The organism is Paenibacillus chartarius, from assembly GCF_042432825.1.
GTDB lineage: Bacteria > Bacillota > Bacilli > Paenibacillales > NBRC-103111 > Gordoniibacillus > Gordoniibacillus chartarius.
Map to the genome: position 1 here is coordinate 17,364 of NZ_JBHLWN010000014.1, position 17,609 is coordinate 34,972.

Annotated in this window: 15 protein-coding genes and 1 pseudogene; 7 read left to right on the forward strand and 9 right to left on the reverse strand. The window is 57.2% G+C overall.

Translation table 11 applies throughout. The features are described from left to right. The first annotated feature begins 22 nt into the window (after positions 1 to 22). From ACFFK0_RS02040 to ACFFK0_RS02050, 3 genes are all read left to right on the forward strand, one after another. Complete coding sequence (locus tag ACFFK0_RS02040; RefSeq protein WP_377468158.1) at positions 23 to 865, forward strand: VanW family protein; 843 nt, start codon at positions 23 to 25, stop codon at positions 863 to 865. A gap of 218 nt (positions 866 to 1,083) precedes the next feature. Beyond that, positions 1,084 to 2,922 (forward strand): GGDEF domain-containing protein, encoded by a 1,839-nt coding sequence (locus tag ACFFK0_RS02045; RefSeq protein WP_377468160.1) that lies wholly within the window; start codon positions 1,084 to 1,086, stop codon positions 2,920 to 2,922. Beyond that, positions 2,919 to 4,232, forward strand: coding sequence for an ABC transporter substrate-binding protein (locus tag ACFFK0_RS02050; RefSeq protein WP_377468162.1), 1,314 nt, complete (start codon positions 2,919 to 2,921; stop codon positions 4,230 to 4,232). The genes ACFFK0_RS02045 and ACFFK0_RS02050 overlap by 4 nt, the downstream gene beginning before the upstream one ends. Before the next feature lie 96 nt (positions 4,233 to 4,328). On the opposite strand, the gene ACFFK0_RS02055 is transcribed toward ACFFK0_RS02050, so the two are convergent. The 3 genes from ACFFK0_RS02055 to ACFFK0_RS02065 all read right to left on the reverse strand — a co-directional run bounded on the left by ACFFK0_RS02055 (position 4,329) and on the right by ACFFK0_RS02065 (position 8,830). Beyond that, on the reverse strand, positions 4,329 to 6,809 hold the full coding sequence (locus ACFFK0_RS02055) for a beta-mannosidase (protein ID WP_377468164.1): 2,481 nt from the start codon (positions 6,807 to 6,809) through the stop codon (positions 4,329 to 4,331). A gap of 201 nt (positions 6,810 to 7,010) precedes the next feature. After that, a complete protein-coding gene (locus ACFFK0_RS02060; RefSeq protein ID WP_377468167.1) occupies positions 7,011 to 8,339 on the reverse strand; it encodes a multi antimicrobial extrusion protein MatE in 1,329 nt (442 codons plus the stop codon). Next, positions 8,336 to 8,830 carry a hypothetical protein gene (locus tag ACFFK0_RS02065; RefSeq protein WP_377468169.1) on the reverse strand — a complete coding sequence of 165 codons (495 nt, stop codon included), beginning with the start codon at positions 8,828 to 8,830 and terminating at the stop codon, positions 8,336 to 8,338. The genes ACFFK0_RS02060 and ACFFK0_RS02065 overlap by 4 nt, the downstream gene beginning before the upstream one ends. Before the next feature lie 160 nt (positions 8,831 to 8,990). On the opposite strand from ACFFK0_RS02065, the gene ACFFK0_RS02070 reads away from it, so the two are divergent. Continuing rightward, the gene (locus ACFFK0_RS02070) at positions 8,991 to 9,221 is read left to right on the forward strand and encodes an alpha/beta-type small acid-soluble spore protein (RefSeq protein ID WP_377468171.1); all 231 of its coding nucleotides are present in this window, start codon (positions 8,991 to 8,993) and stop codon (positions 9,219 to 9,221) included. Positions 9,222 to 9,324: 103 nt separating this feature from the next. On the opposite strand, the gene ACFFK0_RS02075 is transcribed toward ACFFK0_RS02070, so the two are convergent. The 4 genes from ACFFK0_RS02075 to ACFFK0_RS02090 all read right to left on the reverse strand — a co-directional run bounded on the left by ACFFK0_RS02075 (position 9,325) and on the right by ACFFK0_RS02090 (position 14,120). After that, positions 9,325 to 9,690, reverse strand: coding sequence for an O-methyltransferase (locus tag ACFFK0_RS02075; protein WP_377468173.1), 366 nt, complete (start codon positions 9,688 to 9,690; stop codon positions 9,325 to 9,327). Positions 9,691 to 10,281: 591 nt separating this feature from the next. Next, the gene (locus ACFFK0_RS02080) at positions 10,282 to 12,402 is read right to left on the reverse strand and encodes a DEAD/DEAH box helicase (protein ID WP_377468175.1); all 2,121 of its coding nucleotides are present in this window, start codon (positions 12,400 to 12,402) and stop codon (positions 10,282 to 10,284) included. After that, the gene (locus tag ACFFK0_RS02085; RefSeq protein ID WP_377468178.1) at positions 12,399 to 13,007 is read right to left on the reverse strand and encodes an RNA polymerase sigma factor; all 609 of its coding nucleotides are present in this window, start codon (positions 13,005 to 13,007) and stop codon (positions 12,399 to 12,401) included. The genes ACFFK0_RS02080 and ACFFK0_RS02085 overlap by 4 nt, the downstream gene beginning before the upstream one ends. A gap of 117 nt (positions 13,008 to 13,124) precedes the next feature. After that, the gene (locus ACFFK0_RS02090; protein ID WP_377468180.1) at positions 13,125 to 14,120 is read right to left on the reverse strand and encodes an alpha/beta hydrolase family protein; all 996 of its coding nucleotides are present in this window, start codon (positions 14,118 to 14,120) and stop codon (positions 13,125 to 13,127) included. 98 nt (positions 14,121 to 14,218) lie between these two features. On the opposite strand from ACFFK0_RS02090, the gene ACFFK0_RS02095 reads away from it, so the two are divergent. Together ACFFK0_RS02095 and ACFFK0_RS02100 are read left to right on the forward strand one after the other, a co-directional pair. Then, positions 14,219 to 14,485 carry a DUF2573 family protein gene (locus ACFFK0_RS02095; RefSeq protein WP_377468182.1) on the forward strand — a complete coding sequence of 89 codons (267 nt, stop codon included), beginning with the start codon at positions 14,219 to 14,221 and terminating at the stop codon, positions 14,483 to 14,485. A gap of 62 nt (positions 14,486 to 14,547) precedes the next feature. Then, entirely contained in the window at positions 14,548 to 14,790 is a 243-nt protein-coding gene (locus tag ACFFK0_RS02100; RefSeq protein ID WP_377468185.1) for a YkuS family protein, read from the forward strand. A 250-nt stretch (positions 14,791 to 15,040) separates the two neighbouring features. Here ACFFK0_RS02100 and ACFFK0_RS02105 read toward each other — a convergent pair whose 3' ends face one another. Next, complete coding sequence (locus tag ACFFK0_RS02105) at positions 15,041 to 15,817, reverse strand: SDR family NAD(P)-dependent oxidoreductase (protein WP_377468186.1); 777 nt, start codon at positions 15,815 to 15,817, stop codon at positions 15,041 to 15,043. A 97-nt stretch (positions 15,818 to 15,914) separates the two neighbouring features. Next, a pseudogene (locus tag ACFFK0_RS02110) lies at positions 15,915 to 16,361 on the reverse strand (chemotaxis protein CheX); the annotation flags it as partial. A 315-nt stretch (positions 16,362 to 16,676) separates the two neighbouring features. Between ACFFK0_RS02110 and ACFFK0_RS02115 the strand changes: the two are divergent. Then, positions 16,677 to 17,462: an HAD-IIA family hydrolase gene (locus ACFFK0_RS02115; protein ID WP_377468188.1), complete on the forward strand. Its 786-nt coding sequence runs from the start codon at positions 16,677 to 16,679 to the stop codon at positions 17,460 to 17,462. The last annotated feature ends 147 nt before the right edge of the window (positions 17,463 to 17,609 follow it).

Here is a 17,609-nt window from a genome sequence, read left to right on the forward strand (position 1 = left end):
ATGGATCGGGGAGGAACGGAGCATGTTCCAGACGGTAGCGAAGCCGAAGCGCCGGTCAGCGCTTCGATTGGCGCTCGGAGCGTGGTGGTACCGCATGCGGCGTTACGGCCGGTGGGCGGCAAGCAGCCGAGCGTTTGCCCGTACTATGCGCAGCGAGCCGCTGTCTTACGTCGCCTTTGAGCACCGGACGCCGCTTTACCGCAAGCTGAAGGATGTCGATATGTGGCTTCAGCACAATAAAGTCGTCAATCTCAGCCTGGCGCTTCCCCGTCTGAACGGGATCGTCGTTATGCCGGGCGAGACGTTCTCATACTGGAGGCTCATCGGCAAGCCGACGAAACGCAAAGGCTACGTGCCGGGAATGGTGCTGTCATCCGGCAGCTTTCGCGCCGGCATCGGCGGCGGCTTATGCCAGCTGTCCAATCTGATCTATTGGATGGCGCTGCATACGCCGCTTCAGGTGACGGAGCGCCATCGGCACAGCTACGACGTGTTTCCCGACGTATCCCGGACGCAGCCGTTCGGAAGCGGCGCCACCTGCTATTACAATTATATCGACCTGCAAATTCGGAATCCGACATCGGAACCCTATCAGCTGAAGGTGTGGATGGAGGACGGGTATTTGTGCGGAGAATGGAGGTCGGCCTCCCGCCGCGGGGTCCGGTATCGCGTTTACGAGAAGGAGCATCGGATCCGCATGGAGCCGTGGGGCGGGTATACCCGCTCCAATTCGATCTGGCGCCAGACGATGGATGAAGCCGGAACGGTCCTGCATGACGAATGGATTACCGACAACCACGCGATCATGATGTACGAACCGATGTTAACGGAGGGGAAGACAGAAGCGGGTACGAACGGAAAGTAACCGGAAGCGCTGTAAACAGCGCCACGCCAAAACCCGGAAGCTCGCAAGCCGCAGTTCGGACAGGAGCAGGCAATCAAAGCATGTCGCATGGACCGGGCGCATATTCAACATGAAGTCATTTCCGGCTGTTTGCTGCGTTGTGTCGTGATTTACAGGGAAACTGCTGGAGCCTGTCGAATGACAACGTTATCATGTTGTCACTTCGGAGGCTTTAGAGTATGAACTACATCAACCGTCGCAGCGTCCTCGCCTTCCTGCCTATCGGCATTCTGATGATGTTAACGATAGGGGCAGCCCAATTTCCGATTCCGTTCTTGTACGGTATAGAGTTTTATTGGATGAACGCTTTAGTTTGGTTCGCATTCCGTAAATTTTCTCTGCGGGCGTCCATGGCTGTCGCCGTTGCCGGTGCACTTAGCGGCATATTCGTATGGGGACATTCTCCGCTGCTTGCACTAACGCCCCTCGAGCTTGTTATTGTCAGCCAACTGACGCGCAAATGGAATTTACCTTTAATCATTGGCGACCTGTGCTACTGGATACCTTTAGGACTCGCGATGCATGGTTTCTTCTATGCATGGATCGAAGATTTTGACGCTCCGTATTTGGGGCTGTTCCTGCTCATTCAGCTCGGCAGCGGATTAATCAATGCATTGATCGGCGAGATGGCATCGGACTATTCCAATAGAGCGTCGCCTGGCTCATTAGGTAAATGGCGCATTCAACGAATTTCCTTTCATCTCTGCATCGTTCTGCTGATTGCACCGTTTTCGATGTTTCTCTTCATTAGCGGCAATTATTTATACACGCAAACCATCAAGTCGCGGTCCATTGCCTTGCACTCCATGTTCGTCCATCTCAACGATAGTGTGAGTCAGCTGTCGGAAACCGATTTGCGCGATTTAAAGGCGGAATCCGCTTTGCAGAAGGCAACCATTGACAGCACTCTGGAGAGCTTGACGATGAACACGGATGTCAGAATCGTGCTCGTCGATTCCGGGCGCAACATCATCGCCAGCTCGGATCCCGAGCTGAAAGGAAGAGACGGACCGTACGACTGGAGAGAAGGCGGACAAATCAGCCGCGTCGAGCAGTCTCTTTATTTATGGCAGCCGCTGCAAACTTCCGTGTACAATCCGATTTCCCGTTGGGAACAAAGTTATTTTGCAGCCGTATATTCGCTGGATCGTCTGCCGTACGAAGTTATTGTCAAACAGCCGATCACATCGTTTCAGCAATTGGCATTCCATATCTATACGGCCGTACTGATACTCGTCTTATCGTTGACCATCGGCGTCGGACTGCTAGCTCTCTGGATGACGAGCCGGTTCTCCAAAGGGTTCGCGGAGCTTGCCGAGTTCTCGACGGATTTGCCGCGGAAAATTAGGCTTCGTTCGGACATCGACTGGAAGGATTATTCCATATATGAAGTCGCGCTGATCAAAAACAATCTTGTCGAGATGTCCAAAGAATTATTCCGTATGTTCCAAGACATCAACGATAGCGAAGAAAAGCTCCGCCAGCTTGTCCATTACGACAGCTTGACCGGGCTCGCCAACCGATACAGCTTCAGTCACTATTTGCCCGCCCTCATTCAAGAAGCAAAGGAGAAGGGCGAGAGGGCCGCTTGCCTGTTCATCGATCTCGATCAATTCAAGGCCATCAACGATTCGTACGGCCACGAAGCCGGGGACGCGGTGCTCCAGGCTGTCGGTCAGCGGCTGATGGATTGGAACGATCAGCAGGTTAAAGCGTTCCGATTGGCGGGAGACGAATTCGTCGTTGTCTTGCGCGAGCCGCTTCCCGATAGCTTGGAAGAATGGGCGTCCGCCGTGCAGCAGTCGCTAAGCGACAGGAACGTACCGTTTCAGTCAACCTTCATCCCTTTGCAATTCAGCGCGGGCATCGCCTTGTTTCCCGACCACGGTCACGATGCGGAGGGCTTGCTGCGCAGCGCCGACCAGGCCATGTATCATTCGAAAATTTCCGGCCGCAATCGGGTGACGGTTCGCAGCGCCCCACAAGAGGAAGCACGGAAAGGAGAGCCGTCTCGATGACTATGCGCAGCAGTTGGCTGTATTATGTACTGGCCTGCATCGTACTGATTGCAGCCGTGATGCAAGTATTTTCCGGTAAACAAAACGCTCTGGCGAACGGCTACGGCACCGCGCAGGCATCCGCATCCGATGCTTACAAAGAAGCTGGAACAGGAACGCTTGCGATCTGGACTATCGGGGGCTCGCTCCAATATGAAGTGGATACCTTTCAAAAGTCCCATCCGCACGTACATATCGAAGTGAAAAACTGGGATAATGAATTGCGGCTGAAAGAGCTTTATTTGAACGCACTTGCCGAAGGAACAGCTCCCGACATTATGATGATTCCGTATCCGATGCTGGGCGCCTTCAGCTCCTCGGACAAGTTGGCGGATCTCACCGCCAGTCCGATGAATGTACCGGATATGCGCCAGAGAATGGGAGAATATTTATGGAATGCTCATCTTTCGCTGGATGGAAAGCGGCTTGTCGCTTTGCCGTTCGAGGCGTTTCCTCAAGTTCTCTATTACAGACAAGACATCTTGAAGGATGCCGGATTTCCCTATACCCCGGACAATCTGGCCTCGTTCCTGAAAGAGCCGGCCAACTGGAATCAATTATCCAAAACGCTGGCCGAGCGGAAAATTTGGCTTACGCAGTTCGATAACGATTTGATTTATATGGCACATATCGGACAATTTATGTACAACCGCAATTTGGACTACGAACGTTCCTCGGACATATTCAAGAAAGCGTACGCCGCTTCGCTCATGTCCAAGATGAACACAGCCAACGTATCGATCTGGACATCGAACGGCTTGGAGCTGCTTAAGCAAGGCAAGCTGGCGATGGCGATCTTTCCGGCCTGGGGCGAAGACGTACTCAGCGGCTGGCTGCCGGAGCAAGCCGGGTTATGGAGTGCTGCGCCCCTGCCGTTCGGAGCGACCGGGATTTCGCAGGAGAGCAGCAAGTCGATCGCGATCACCGCACAGAGTAAAAACAAGGCGGTTGCAGCCGAGTTTCTGCAATACGTGTTTAACGAATCGGGCACGTTAAGATGGTACAAGGACAGACAGCCGAGCGAGTTCCTTGGCGGCCAAAATGCGGGAGAGCTTTACCTTAGACTGATACTGGATCAGCCTGTACAGTCGGTACCCACTCCTCTCGACGATAAAGCGTTCCAAGTATGGAAGTCTTCGATTGAACTGTCCTTAAGCAAAAATATATCGCCGGATGAAGCCCTGAAGAGCGTGGAAGCCGACCTTACGGACGTGTTATCCGTTTCCCAACAGAAGCTTAAGCATTATTTGCATAAGAACGCTGCGCCGTAAATGTAAGCGGCACGCTCTCATCTCCACACGTCCACTCTCGGCCGCATGCATAACGTCCCGAAAGCTCCAGCCTTCGGGACGTTGTCCTCTACCATACTATTGAAGGTACGTATCGATCAAGCTCCGCACCCGCAGCCGGCCGCTTAGCTCGGCGGCGGTCAGCGGCGCGCTTAAACGTGATTTCGCTACGATAACCGTCTTCGGTTCGCCCGCCGACAAATCGAAGAAATTATCGGAGAAGTGACCGTCGGCCTCCGTTAAGCCCAATTCCACATACTTGGCGAATGCCCCGGAGACGAGCGTTACTTTGTACGAATCCTCTTCCTCCGCTATTTCGGCTGTAATCGAAGGAGCCGCGAAGGCAAAATGCTTCGGCTTCACAAACAGCACCGTCCCGCCGCTTACCGGTTCGTCATCGACCACCAGCGCGTACTCCAAATAGGCGTTTCGCCGCTTCTCCCCGGTGTTCAAAACATCGCCGAAGTCCAGTTCAGCCGCCTGCACCGCTTGTAAAGCACCGACTTGGGCGTCCGCTTCCCCTTCCTCCAGCACGGTCGACAACGGGTCGCGAAGCTTCCACACCACTTTGCCGCCGATACGGTTCAGCGAATCATTTGTGACATGCAGCGACACCTTCGTCCCATCCTCGCAAGCCGATACGAGCAGCGGCGCGAAAAATCGTTTTGCCGCATAATGCAGCGCCTTCCAGCGCCCGAAGTAATCGATGCTCGCCCACGAAGCGACAGGCCAGCAATCGTTGAGCTGCCAGTAAATCGCGCCCATGCACCGCCCGCGGTGTCTGCGCCAATGCTCGACGCCATATTTGATCGCCTCCGCTTGCAGCAGCTGCGACGTATATAGCAGCGAATCGAGGTCCTTCGGATACAGGAAATTGTCAGCGATGTGCGCCAATATTTTCGAATTGCCCGACGGGCTCTTCTGGTGCTTCTCCATCACATACGAGAAAATGTTGCGGTCTTCCGGCAGCGTAAAGCTCTCCACCGTCTTCAGCTCCGGGAACGACTGGAAACCGAACTCCGAGCAGAAGCGGAAGTAAAATTGCCGGTAATCCGTAAACTTGCTCTGACCGTGCCACACTTGCCAGTAGTGCACATCTCCGCGGTTCTCGTCGTTCGGATTGTCGAACGAACCGCCGCTCGACGGCGAAGCCGGCCAATAGAACGTATTCGGATCAAGCTCGGCGAGCACTTCCGGAATAAGCATCTCGAACAGCTTCAAGTAATCGGTCCGCAGCTTCGGCTCCTTCGTCATGTTCCAATCGACCCAAGCCCACTCCATTTCGTTGTTGCCGCACCATAGGCCGAGCGATGCATGATGGCGAATGCGGCGCACGTTATCTTCAAACTCGCGGCGTACGGTTTCGGCAAATGAAGGCGTCATCTCGTAAACGGCGCAGCCGAACATAAAGTCCTGCCATACGATCAGGCCATATTCGTCGCATAGGTCGTAAAACCAATCGAACGGGTAGAAAGCTCCGCCCCACACGCGAATGGAATTAAAGTTCGCCTCCACGCAGTCCCGAATGACTCGCTCCGTCCGTTCCCGGCTTAGCCGCGACAGGATGTTGTCCTCGGGGATGTAGTTAGCCCCCATGGCAAAAATCGGCACGCCGTTCACGACAAACTCGAACGACTCCCCCCACTGATCCGGCTCGCGCCGTACGGTCAAAGTGCGCAGACCGATGCGGAACGTTGTCGCATCGAGCTGTTCGCCGCTCCCCACTTTCACCAGCCTTGCTTCGACGGTGTACAGCGGCTGCGCGCCGTAACCGTTCGGCCACCACAGCCGGGGCTCCGTAACGACAAGCGCCGCACGGCCTGCCGTCTCGGCTCCGGAGAACGAGACGACATCGGCGTTCAGCTTCGTTCCATCCGGTGCCGTAACGGTCACTTCCGCCTGAACGTCGCCGCCTTGAGTTCTGTCCAGCTCCAGCTTTACGTCAAGGCTAACCGTACCGTCCCCATGCCGCTGGGTAACGTACACATCCCGCAGCCGGGCCGTATCGATGCCGACAAGGGAAATCGGCTTCCAAATGCCCGCATCCGGAACGACCGGCCCCCAGTCCCAGCCGAACATGTAATGCGCCTTGCGCAAATGAGGGAAGCCGTCGACGGTTTCCTTCGTATTCCACAGCGTCCGCTTCGCCTGCTGTTCGGTGATGAACGTTACCGGCGCCCGAAACACGATGTGCAGCTCGTTGCCTTCCTTTCGAAGCAGGTGCTTCACATCCCACTCGTAGGTACGGTGCATGTTGTCGGTGGACGCGAGCTTTACGCCGTTCAGAGTAACGTCGGCCAGCGTATCCAGCCCTTCGCACACAAGCAGCACCCGGTCGCGGGCGAGCAGCGTCTCATCCGTTTCGAACGTGCGGCGGAATTCGAAATCCCGCTTGCCCAGCTCCGTCGTTACGTCTTCGTTGCACCGCCAGTACGGGTCCTCGATCAAGCCTTGCTTGTAGAGCTCGCCGACCGCCGAACCGGGAACCGTTGCGGGTAACCATTCCGTCGCTTGCGTCTCTTTAAACTGCCATACACCGTTTAATGATTGCGTTTGCATGATCGTAGACTCCTCCCGAGCTGAATTCGTTCTAGCTCGCCTCTTTTACCTTCATTGTAGAGAAACGTGCACTCGAGGAAGTCTCATTTTTTCGGCAAATGCACTCATGATTTCCGAATGTTCGGCGGGCAGCCGGTTACACGCGGCAAACCCCCGCCGCTGCCTATAACGGCAGCAGACGGGGGTTCTATCGTGGACCGTTTACAACGCGGCGGAAGAGCCGAACTTCACTTCGGACCTGCCCCGCCTCACGGCGATCGCTACAACCGCCAGCTCCGCCATCGTGCCCAGCGACTGCGCCAGGGCGCCGACGGTTGCGTTCCAGCCCGGCGCCGCTATGATGAAAATCCCCAGCGCCAGCACGGTAACCGAAACGTTCGCCGCCTGCGAGCCCATCATCACTTTCGTCTGGCGGCGCAGCATCAGGATACCGTTGCAGTAGTCGAGCCATGTAAACGACAACGTAAGCAGCATAAATACCCGCAGAGCAGCCAGACTTTCATCCAGCAGTCTTTCGTTCGCGCCGATCACATGAGTCAGAAACCAAGGTCCCGCTTCCGTATACGAAAGCACCGCTAAGAGCAGCGTCGGAATGAAGGACATCACCAGCACGAAACGATTCGCCCGCTCCGGACTCGTCTGATAATAATTCAGCACAATCTGGTGCAGGTACGAGAAGAAGCTGATCACCAGGTTCATCACGGAGGTCGCAATCGCGAACGCGGCGATCGCCGTCTCCGGATTGCTCGTCTTGCCGAGCACCGCATTCAGGGAAGGGCCGATAATAATCGCAATGAAGGAGGACAAGAGCAGAGGCCGATAAAATTTGAAAATGCCCGCCGGCTTCGTTACCGTCGCTTCCGGCGACGATTCCGGAGTCGATTTCTTCAGCAGCATCGTCCCTTCCCACACGGCGACGGCCGCTTCAATCATCATCCCGGCCAAGAAAATGATCGCTCCGGTGGAGCTTGTGACTTGCCCTGTCATCAGGAAATATTGTGACAGCGCATACATCCCAATCAGTCGAATCATCATCCCGATCGTCAGCCACATCGTTCGCCCGTTGCGGATGATCAAGCCGTGATATAAACAGCGAAGCCCGGAAAAAATGCTGACGAACATCAGGATGCGGTATACGTTCAGCACATTGTCCAGGGGCTCGCCCTGCAAACCGAACATGATCCCGAACAACCAGCGGCCCAGCGGCAAGTAAGAGATGGTCAAGCCGACGGCCATAATCGCCCCGAATACGCAGAACGCTACGACTCGCATAGCACGGAACGAGATGCGGTCGCGGACGAGGGCGGAGCATGTTTGGCGCAGCAGCACCGCCGGGCGTTCCGTAATCGAAAGCAAGCTCATGGCGATCGCATAGCCGGAAATAATCCGCTCAGGATTCGCCGAACGAGCCAGCGTACCGTTAATAATGACATGGGACAGCGTGACCAAGCTGGCCGATACGCCAAGCGGGATGAAAAACCACAGCATGTTCAAGAACGTCGGCGAGGCGGATCGGTTATTCTGCTTCATACGGCGGCCGCACCTTTCAGCAACCCCCGTACGATCGCAACAGCGTCCTTCTGCATCGGGGTATAGGGCAGATCGGCGACAAACTGCAAATACTCTTCGGCAATCGGCAGGATGGCAGCCCGCCACTCCTCCAAACCAATCTCTTCCTCGGACAGAAGCCTCGGCTCTTTGCCCGGCCGCTCCTCGAGCAGCATCAGCCGGATGCTGCCCGGCGCACCGTTCCTATGCTCGACGGCAAACGAGAAGCCCCGGCATTCCGGATCGCCGCAGCCGCAGACGAGAAACGGCATAGACCTCCATTCGCTGGCCGGGTCTGCGAACCGGTTCGGGGCCGTATTATCGGAAACGCTGAGCAGCAGCGCCGGCAGACCCACATCAATGCAAAGCGGCTCTTCCACCCATACATCCCCTTTAACGGCAATGCGAACATCCGCATGGATAATCTGAAGATCAGCGTCAAACGAGTAATTCCGGTAAGTCCATTCCAACATCAGACAGCACCTCCGCACCTTCCGCATCGTTACTGCCCATTATAGTCCGGTTGGGACGGTCCGACAATCGTTTTCCTGCGCATTGGACACTATTTCCAATTGGTTCTTTGAGTATTTTCGAAATAACGGTTCATACTACCTATCACAGGAGGTGATAACGATGGGTGCAGGACAATCCCGCAGCAGCAACCAGCTGGTAGTTCCTCAAGCAAACCAGGCTCTGGACCAACTGAAGTATGAAGTTGCTCAAGAGCTCGGTATCCAAATTCCGCAAGATGGCTACTACGGCTATATGGCAACCCGTGATACCGGTGCAATCGGTGGTCACATCACTCGCCGCCTTGTTCAAATCGCCGAGCAGCAGCTCGCCGGCAACAAGTTCTCCCGATAAGCAAGTCTTTCGTAAATACTTAACGCAGTAGAATTTGGAATACAACAAACCTCTACTTCGCGATTGCGGCGTAGAGGTTTTTCGTGTGCAGTGGAATGTTAAGTTAACCGAACTTCTCCGGGAGACTGGAAAAATTGTAATTCGACTCAAACGAGATACTGGCTCCCAGCTTGCCCTCGCGAACCGCAAAATCGTAACAAATTTCCCCGTGCGTCCACTTCTTGTATTTCAGCGCTTCCACCGCCATATTCCGAAACGATTGGATTTGCGTCTCCGTTAATCCCGATCCGTTGGGTCGTATCGTATCCCCTTCAAGCTCCAACGGATTGTGCCGGATCCCGAACTTTCCAACGACGTTATTCCTAATTTGAATGAATACCGTACCGGAAGGCAGATACGACAATTCCTCCTTCATCGTGCGGAAGACAAGCTCGACCTGTTTCGAGAGCGGGAGTTGATCCAAATGCACAATAACCCTCCTTTGGATTATCATATATGGTAATATTATGTATTATTAATGTCATAGTCCCATTATACTAAGCAAAATGGCATATTTCAACACATATTTACATTAATTTTCCGAATTGTCCCAAGCTTTTACCCGATTGACCTATTCGGTTGTGAAGATGATGCCGTGTGCTGTGTTTTGCGGTTTTGGTTGAGGCCATGAATATCATGCGGTTCGTGAACGGATTTTGAGGGCCTTATTTTACCGCTATCGCACTTTGCATTCAAAATAGCAGACTTTGGTGGCGCTATCGAATGTCAATTGATGAAATTGGGCTTGATTTTTCCCGATAGCTGGAAAATAGCGCCACCAAAATCCGCTAAACTTGTAATAGATCATGTCTTGAGCCAAATAACGGTTTCGGAAACCGTTATATTATGGGTTTCCGCATACCACAGGTTGTTTGACGGATTTGCTTGAAATGAATAGCAAGAAAAGCAGATGGCATAAAAGCCGGTCAGGGCTATTCCCTGACCGGCTTTTGTATACTTGAGAGACTGTCCCCTCATGCTGCAGTTTTTACTGTCGGGACTTCATCCTCATGTGCATGTATTAAGTTCTTTCGCGTTCCTCCGACTGCTTCGCTTTCAGCCATTTCGGCGCGCCTTTATTCTTGCGGTCGCGTTCCCGCTCCGCTTTGCTCGGCTGTGCTTTCCCCGAAGCGGAGACGGCCGCTCCTTTACGGACTGGCGCAGTTCCGCGCGCCGGTGCAGCACCGCGAGCCGAAGCCGTGCCGCGCGGACCCGCTCCGCCACGGCCGGGCATCGCTCCGCGGATTTCCTCCGAACGGCGAGCTTGTTTACCATCAGCTGCATTTCCGCGTGCGGGAAGGTCACCACGAGTTGATGCGCTGCCGCGTGCTGGCATGTCTCCGCGAGCCGATGGGTTTCCGCGAGCTACCATATTGCCGCGTTCCGTCGCCGTTTCGCGTGACTCCAAGCCGCTGACTGCCGCTGCGTCCCGGCGTCCCCCGGCTGCTCCGCGCAAGGGCGCTGCACCATGCGCAGGCGCCGCCTTACGCGCGCCTGCAGCGGCGCCCGCCCCCGCGGCGCGTCCCGCCGGCTTCGGCGCCCCGTCCGGGCGCCTAGCCGCTGCGCCTGTACCCGCCGCTGCGCGAGCGGGTCTCCCGCCAGGGGCGCCGGCTTCGCCCGTGCGCCCCGCCGCTGCGGCGGAGCCGCCCGCGCCCGGCGGCTGCGCCGCCAGCCGCACTGCGCGGCCGTCCGCCGCAGCGCTTGCACCCGCGCGCCTTCCGGCCGCGCGGCTCTCCTCGCGGCGCTGGCGCTGCGCCGCGGCGCTCCGATCGTCGACCGGGTCGACGATCCGGCCTTCATACATCGCCTTCTGGGCGATGTCCACACCGAGCGCCTTCGCAAACTTGCCGATGATGAACGTTTGCTGCGGCGTCACGATCGACACGGCCGTGCCGTGTCGTCCCATCCGGCCCGTGCGGCCGACGCGGTGCACGTAATGATCGGGTCCCGGCGCAGGGTCCAGATTAAAGACGTGCGTCACTCCGGCCACGTCAAGTCCCCGCGCGGCAACGTCCGTCGCCAGGAGCAGCTGGAAATTGCCGGCACGGAAGCCGCTCAGCACGTTCGCCCTCTCCTGCTTCCCGGCCTCGCTATACAGCGCTTCAATCGACAAGCCCACGTACTGCAGCTTCTGCACGACCTCCGCCAAATCTGCGGTCGCATTCACGAACACAATCGCCGACTTCGGCTTATAAGCGTGCACGAGCTTGCGCAGCGTCTCGATCTTGTCCCGCTCCTCACAGACGACATACACATGCGTAAGCGTCGGGGACGTCCGCTGTCCCGGATGAATGCGGACGAGCTCCGGCTGCGCCATCCAGCGTCGGGCCGTCTGCTCCAGCTCCGGCGGCACGGTCGCGGAGAAGAACATCCGCTGCGCCGAGCGCGGCACACTCTTCAGAATCAAATCCACATCGCCGGCCGAACCGAGCGCAAACACCTGATCCGCTTCGTCGATCACGAGCGTCCTCGTTTGCTGAACGTTCAGCTTGCGCAGCTTGATGAGCTCGAGCACCCGTCCCGGCGTACCGACGACAACCTGCGGCTTCAGCTTCAGCTTATCGATCTGACGCTGCAGCGACGCCCCGCCGATCAGCTGCTGCACCGTTACGCCGGTCGCCTTGCCCAGCTCCTCGGCGACTTGTACAATTTGCATGCCCAGTTCGCGCGTAGGCACCAGTACGATGACCTGCACATCCTTACGAGCCGGATCGAGCCGCTGCAGCGCAGGCAGTACATAAGCCAGCGTCTTGCCGCTGCCCGTAACGGACTGCGCCACCAAATCTTTACCTGTCAAAGCCAGCGGAATGACCTTCTCCTGAACCAGGGAAGGCTCCCGGATATCCTGTTCCTTCAGTACCGCCACGTAACGTTCGTCAATACCGAAAGACTCGAAACTGCCGTCCCCCGCTTCCACATCCGGGCCGTCTTCCGTTGCGGCGGTCGAACCGGTTGCGTCATCACCCGAAGCGGCAGCTTCGCCCGCTGTATATCCCACAGCATTCGAACCCCCCGCCACATCTCCCGCAGCGGCAGAACCTCCGCCGGTCGCGGCCGTTTCTGCCGCCTTTGTGGACGCCGCTTCTGCTGCGGCGTCTTCATTTTGCCCGAGCCGTACTTTCTCTTCGTTGCTTTCCGTCATGACTTGCCCCTCTTCTCGTCGTCTTCCCTGTCAAATACGTAACCCCAATCTTGCTCGAGCCGCTTGCGGATCGTTTCCCGGGCGCGGTACAGCTTCTGGCGGACAGCTCCTTCGGACATTTCCAGCTCCTCGGCCATTTCCTTATAGGACATATGGTACAGCCACTTCATCGCCAAAATTTGCCGATAGCCCGGAATCATGTCGTTCACGTACCGAATGATCGCATCCCGGACGAACTTGAGCTCTACCTCCTGCTCCGTCCTTGCGGGCAGCTCCAGGGCGGCGGCCGTCTCATTGACCATCAGCTGCGAATGGACATCCAGCTCGTCGCGGTTGCGGCGATGCTTGCGCAAATAGTTCAGCGTGACATTCCGGGTCAGCTTCCGCAGCCACGGCTCGAGCCGCTCCAGCTCTTCCAGCAACGGCGCCTTCTCCAGAGCTCTCAAGAAAGCGTCCTGAATAATATCTTCAACAGCGGCATGATCGCGCAAAATAAAAAACACTTGACGATACACCAGCATGTAAAATTCCTTGTACACCTGCTCCTGTACAGAGCTTTCCAGCTTCCGAAACTCGTGCGTCACCAGCAAAGGCAATGCGCTCAATGGTATGACCTCCGCCTTGCCATCGAATGGCTTTTGACAGTCTATTTCCATATTAGGGCATTGCCGCATGGTAAACAATAGAACAACAAAAAAAATGGTCGAAACAGGAAAAAAGTCTTATTTCGACATAGGACCGATGTCTTTCAGCTTGCCTTTAATCCAGCCGAACACCGAGTCGAGCGCCCGCTCGTCTTCCTCCTTCGGGAACCGGTGCGGAAGCCCGTCGTAAAGCTCCATCGCGTACTCCTTGCCTGCGGCCTCCAGAGCCCGGGCGAGCTTGCGGGCCTGCTCCACGCCGACCTGCGGGTCGGCCGAGCCGTGCACGATCATGATCGGGCTTCGCAGCTGATCCGCCCAATAGATCGCCGAACGCTTCACATATTCCTGCTCGTTCTTCTTCGGATGACCGACGACGCGCTTCAGCATGCGCCGCAAATCGACGCGCTCCTCATACGTCTGGAACAAGTCGCTTACGCCGCCCCAGATGACGACGGGACCGACTCCCTCGCACTCCTTGGCGGTCAGCAGCGCATTGACGGCGCCCCGCGAAAACCCGATCAGCGACACCGGCTTCGGCTCCACCTCCGGCAGCGAACGCACCAGAGTCACTGCATGATGCACATCGAACCGGTCCTCGCCGCCGAAGTCCTCGCGCCCTTCCCCGCCTTCGTTCCCCCGGTAGAACGGCGCAAACACGACAAACCCCCGGCGGGCCATCGACACGATCCGGCGGATCCGCACCATGCCTACCTTCCGGATCCCGCCCCGGCAGTAAATCAGCGCCGGACACGGCGAGCATTCCTCCGGCACGACCAAGTATCCCTTCACCTTCAGCCCTTGACTCATATACGTGACCACATACAGCGCCACATTGCGGGCAAAGCATCGCGTCCGTACCCGCTCCACCAGAGCGCCGTCAGGCAGCTTCACTTCGAACGCTTCCGGCTGAGCAGCCGTATCGTCGTCATCCTTGCAGCCGATCCCCCGCTCTTCCGGCCCGCCGCCAGGCGTCTGCTCCCCCACGTCACCCCCCGGCCCGAGCAGCTGCGGAGGCATCATTGTCTCCATCGGCTCGCCTCCCGGTTTGTATTCGATCGTCGTCATGTCCGCCATCCGCTCACCTCCGCTAGGTCTGCAATCGATTTTGACACTGGAAGCCGCCTTCCGTTACACTGGGGAATAACCTTATTTTGACTAGAAAGGCGGATTGTATGAATTCCGAATTCCATACCCAATTTCACGCACTGGTCGAGAAGCTCGCCGAGCTCACAACGGGCGACACTTCCGAGGACATGATCGAAAAAATCAAAGTATGGGCGATCTACAACCATATTCACAAAACGATGCCGGCGCTTGCCTCCCACTGGTCGCAGTCGCACCCGGAAGCAAGAGCCGAGGTGCGCGCTTTGTTCGAGGAAATCCGCGACAAAAACCAAGCGCTGCGCCAAGCTTCGGCCGCGGGCAAAGAAAGCGAATAAAACGGTCCGCCGCCAGCCAAAATAAGCCAGGATCAATTGAACCTACAAGGAGATGGATCACAATGGCTAAAGTGGCAGTGGAGAACGGTTTGGGCACTTTTAAGGAAGCGCTGCAGCAAAACGGCTTCGAAGTCGTCGGCATGGAAAACGCCGGCAACGCGGCATGCTGCGTCATCAGCGGGCAGGACAAGAACGTCATGGGTATTGCCGACACGTACACGCAGGCGTCGGTCATCAATTGCGAAGGCTTGTCTCCGGACGAAGTTGTCCGCCAGGTCAGCAGCCGCGTCAACGCAGCGCAATAAAGGTAAGCAGTGCATCTTGCCGAAACGGCGGATCCTGAGCGGGTCCGTCGTTTTGCATTTGGCGGGAGGGCGGGGCGCCGGCCTTTGGTCCAGCGGGAGAGAGAGTGAGCCTATTCTCGCGTCCGCTTCTGTCGTCTCTCCACCGAACATGGCCACCATTTCGCTGTCTACCTTCTGGCCGATGACCATCGCTGTAACCCTTCTACAGCTGAAGTCCTCTTGCAGCCGCCGCCGGACCGCCCTGCCTTCGCTACTTCTTGTTCAGCAGCTTGTGCGCAAACCGGTCGAACGAGCGCGGGAACATCTGGGCCAGCTTCACGCCAATCCCGGCATAGCCCGGCAAAATGACGTCGGCGGTGCCCCGTTCGATCGCCCGCAGCATCGCAGCTACGACAGTTTCCGGCTTCAGCAAGAGCCAGGATACGTTCTTCACGTAATTGCCGCTCGGATCGGCCTTATCGAAGAACGGCGTATCGATCGGCCCCGGGTTTATGGCGGTAAGGCCGACTCCCGTGCCGAACAGCTCCTGCCGCAGCGAGCTTGTAAAGCCGAGCACGGCGTGCTTCGTCGCGCTGTATCCCGCCGATTTGGCGGAGCCGAATTTGCCGGCAAGCGAAGCGACGTTAACGATATGTCCGCTGCCCCGAGCCAGCATTTGCGGTAAAACCGCCTTCGTACAGCGGACCGTACCCATATAGTTGACGTCCATCATGCTTTCGTATTCTTCCAAAGACGCTTCGGCAACATAGTCGAACACGCCGTATCCGGCGTTGTTAACGAGTATGTCGATGCCGCCGAATTCCGCCGTGATGTCCAGTACTGTCTCTTCGATTTGCCGGGCATCGGTTACATCAAGCCGCCGCACCGCATGTCGGCCGGGAAGCTTTGCCGCCACGGCATGAAGCTTGCTCTCGGAACGGGCCGTCAGAATCGGTACCGCCCCTCTCTCCGCCAGCCGCAGGGCGGTCAGCGCTCCGATGCCGGAGGAAGCACCGGTAATCAGTACGATTTTTCCGCTAAGCTGCACGAGCCCTCGTCCCTTCTATCCGGTTCTTGTACATGCACAAAAAAGTGGATGCCCGTTGCCGAGCTCCACTTTCGTCTTCGACAATGATGTCATTTTGCGCGATTAGCACTTGAATATCCAGCTCGCCGATTCCTTCCATAATAAGCGGGATCGTCAGCGCCTTGCGCATGACCCCGTCCTCCGGCGCATATAGCTTCGGCGGCGTAATGTCGACCCGTACACCTTGGTTGTACAGCATCGTGCTGGCATTGCCGCTGATCATGTTGCCGAGCTCCGATATGGCGCTTCGTCCGATCTCGTCCATCTCCGTAAGGACAAACCCGCCCATCATGGCTGACACGACCTTCAGGGCAACCTCCTGGTGCAGGCCGAATAAAATATCTCCCTGCATCTGGCCCGTCATCCCGATCTGAATCCAAATGTAATCGGAAACAAATTGAATTTCCTTAATGCCCATTTGCCCCGTTGCAGGACGGATGCATGCGACCTGCTCGATAACGATCCTCGCGGATTCTAGGAATGGATTAATATATTCAGCCTTCATTGTTGGTCTCCTTTTGCCACAAAGATGACTGCAGGAAGTTCGTCGCTTTTCCTACATTATACCTAATCTTTCGCGCATCGTATACACTTTTTCCTGCTTGTTTGATTATAAGAAAAAATGGAATATGTCCCCAGCCCTGTTTTTCCTTGTAATCGACGGCGTTCGATCCAAATCTGTCGACCTTTCCGGCAAACAAGGAGCCAAATGGGTAGTGAGCCGGCGAGAGGTGTGGTAAGGTAAGTGATAGTCAACCATACACAGACGTTCATTTGAAGCGGAATTGTCAGGATAGGATACAGAAAAGGAGTTTTGGAGATGCCGGCATTCATATTGGATTTGGACGGTACGTTATACAGCGGTTCGATGCCGATCCCGCACGCCGCCGATTTTGTAGCTTTGCTGCGCCGGAAGGGGCTGCCGTACGTGCTGGCGACGAACAATTCGTCGCGCACGCCGGACGACGTGGCGGCGCATCTGCGCGGCTTCGGCATTGACGCGGGGCCAGGCGACGTGCTGACCAGCGCACAGGCGGCAGCGCGCTGGCTGCAGGCCCGCGGCGGCGTAAGCCGCGTGCACTGCGTTGGCGAGGCGGGACTGCGCCTCGCCTTGAGCGAGGCCGGCTTCGAGCTGGACGAAGACGGCCTCGGCGCCGACGCGGTCGTGCAGGGCATCGACCGCGAGTTCACGTACGGCAAGCTGGAGCGTGCCGTACACGCCTTGCGCGCAGGCGCCGCCTACGTGCTTACGAACCCGGACCGCCTGCTGCCGAAGGACGGCATGCTGACGCCGGGTGCGGGTTCGCTGGGCGCTGCGCTCGAGGCCGCCTCCGGCGTCAGCCCCGTCGTCATCGGCAAGCCGTCGCCGATTCTGCTCGGCTACGCCGTCGACAAGCTGGGCTTGGCCCCAGACGATGTCTGGGTGGTCGGCGATAACGCCGCCACCGACATCGCCGGGGGCTTCCGCTCCGGCTACCGCACGGCGCTCGTACTGACGGGGCTCGCCACTCGCGATAACTATCGCGAGCAGCTCGCCGCGGCCGGCGTCTCTGCCGACGTCGTCGCGGACGACCTGGCCGAGCTCGCGCGCCTGCTCGGCTTGTAACGGCGGCTCGCCCGCCGCCAGCCACGAGGCAGCCAACGTCTGCCTCGTCGCCCTTGTCTCGCTTACCCGCCGGATCCGCCGGATCCGCCGGATCCGCCGCCTCCTTCCGCGCGCTAGCCGACTCCTCTCACGCTTAGCCGGAGTTCC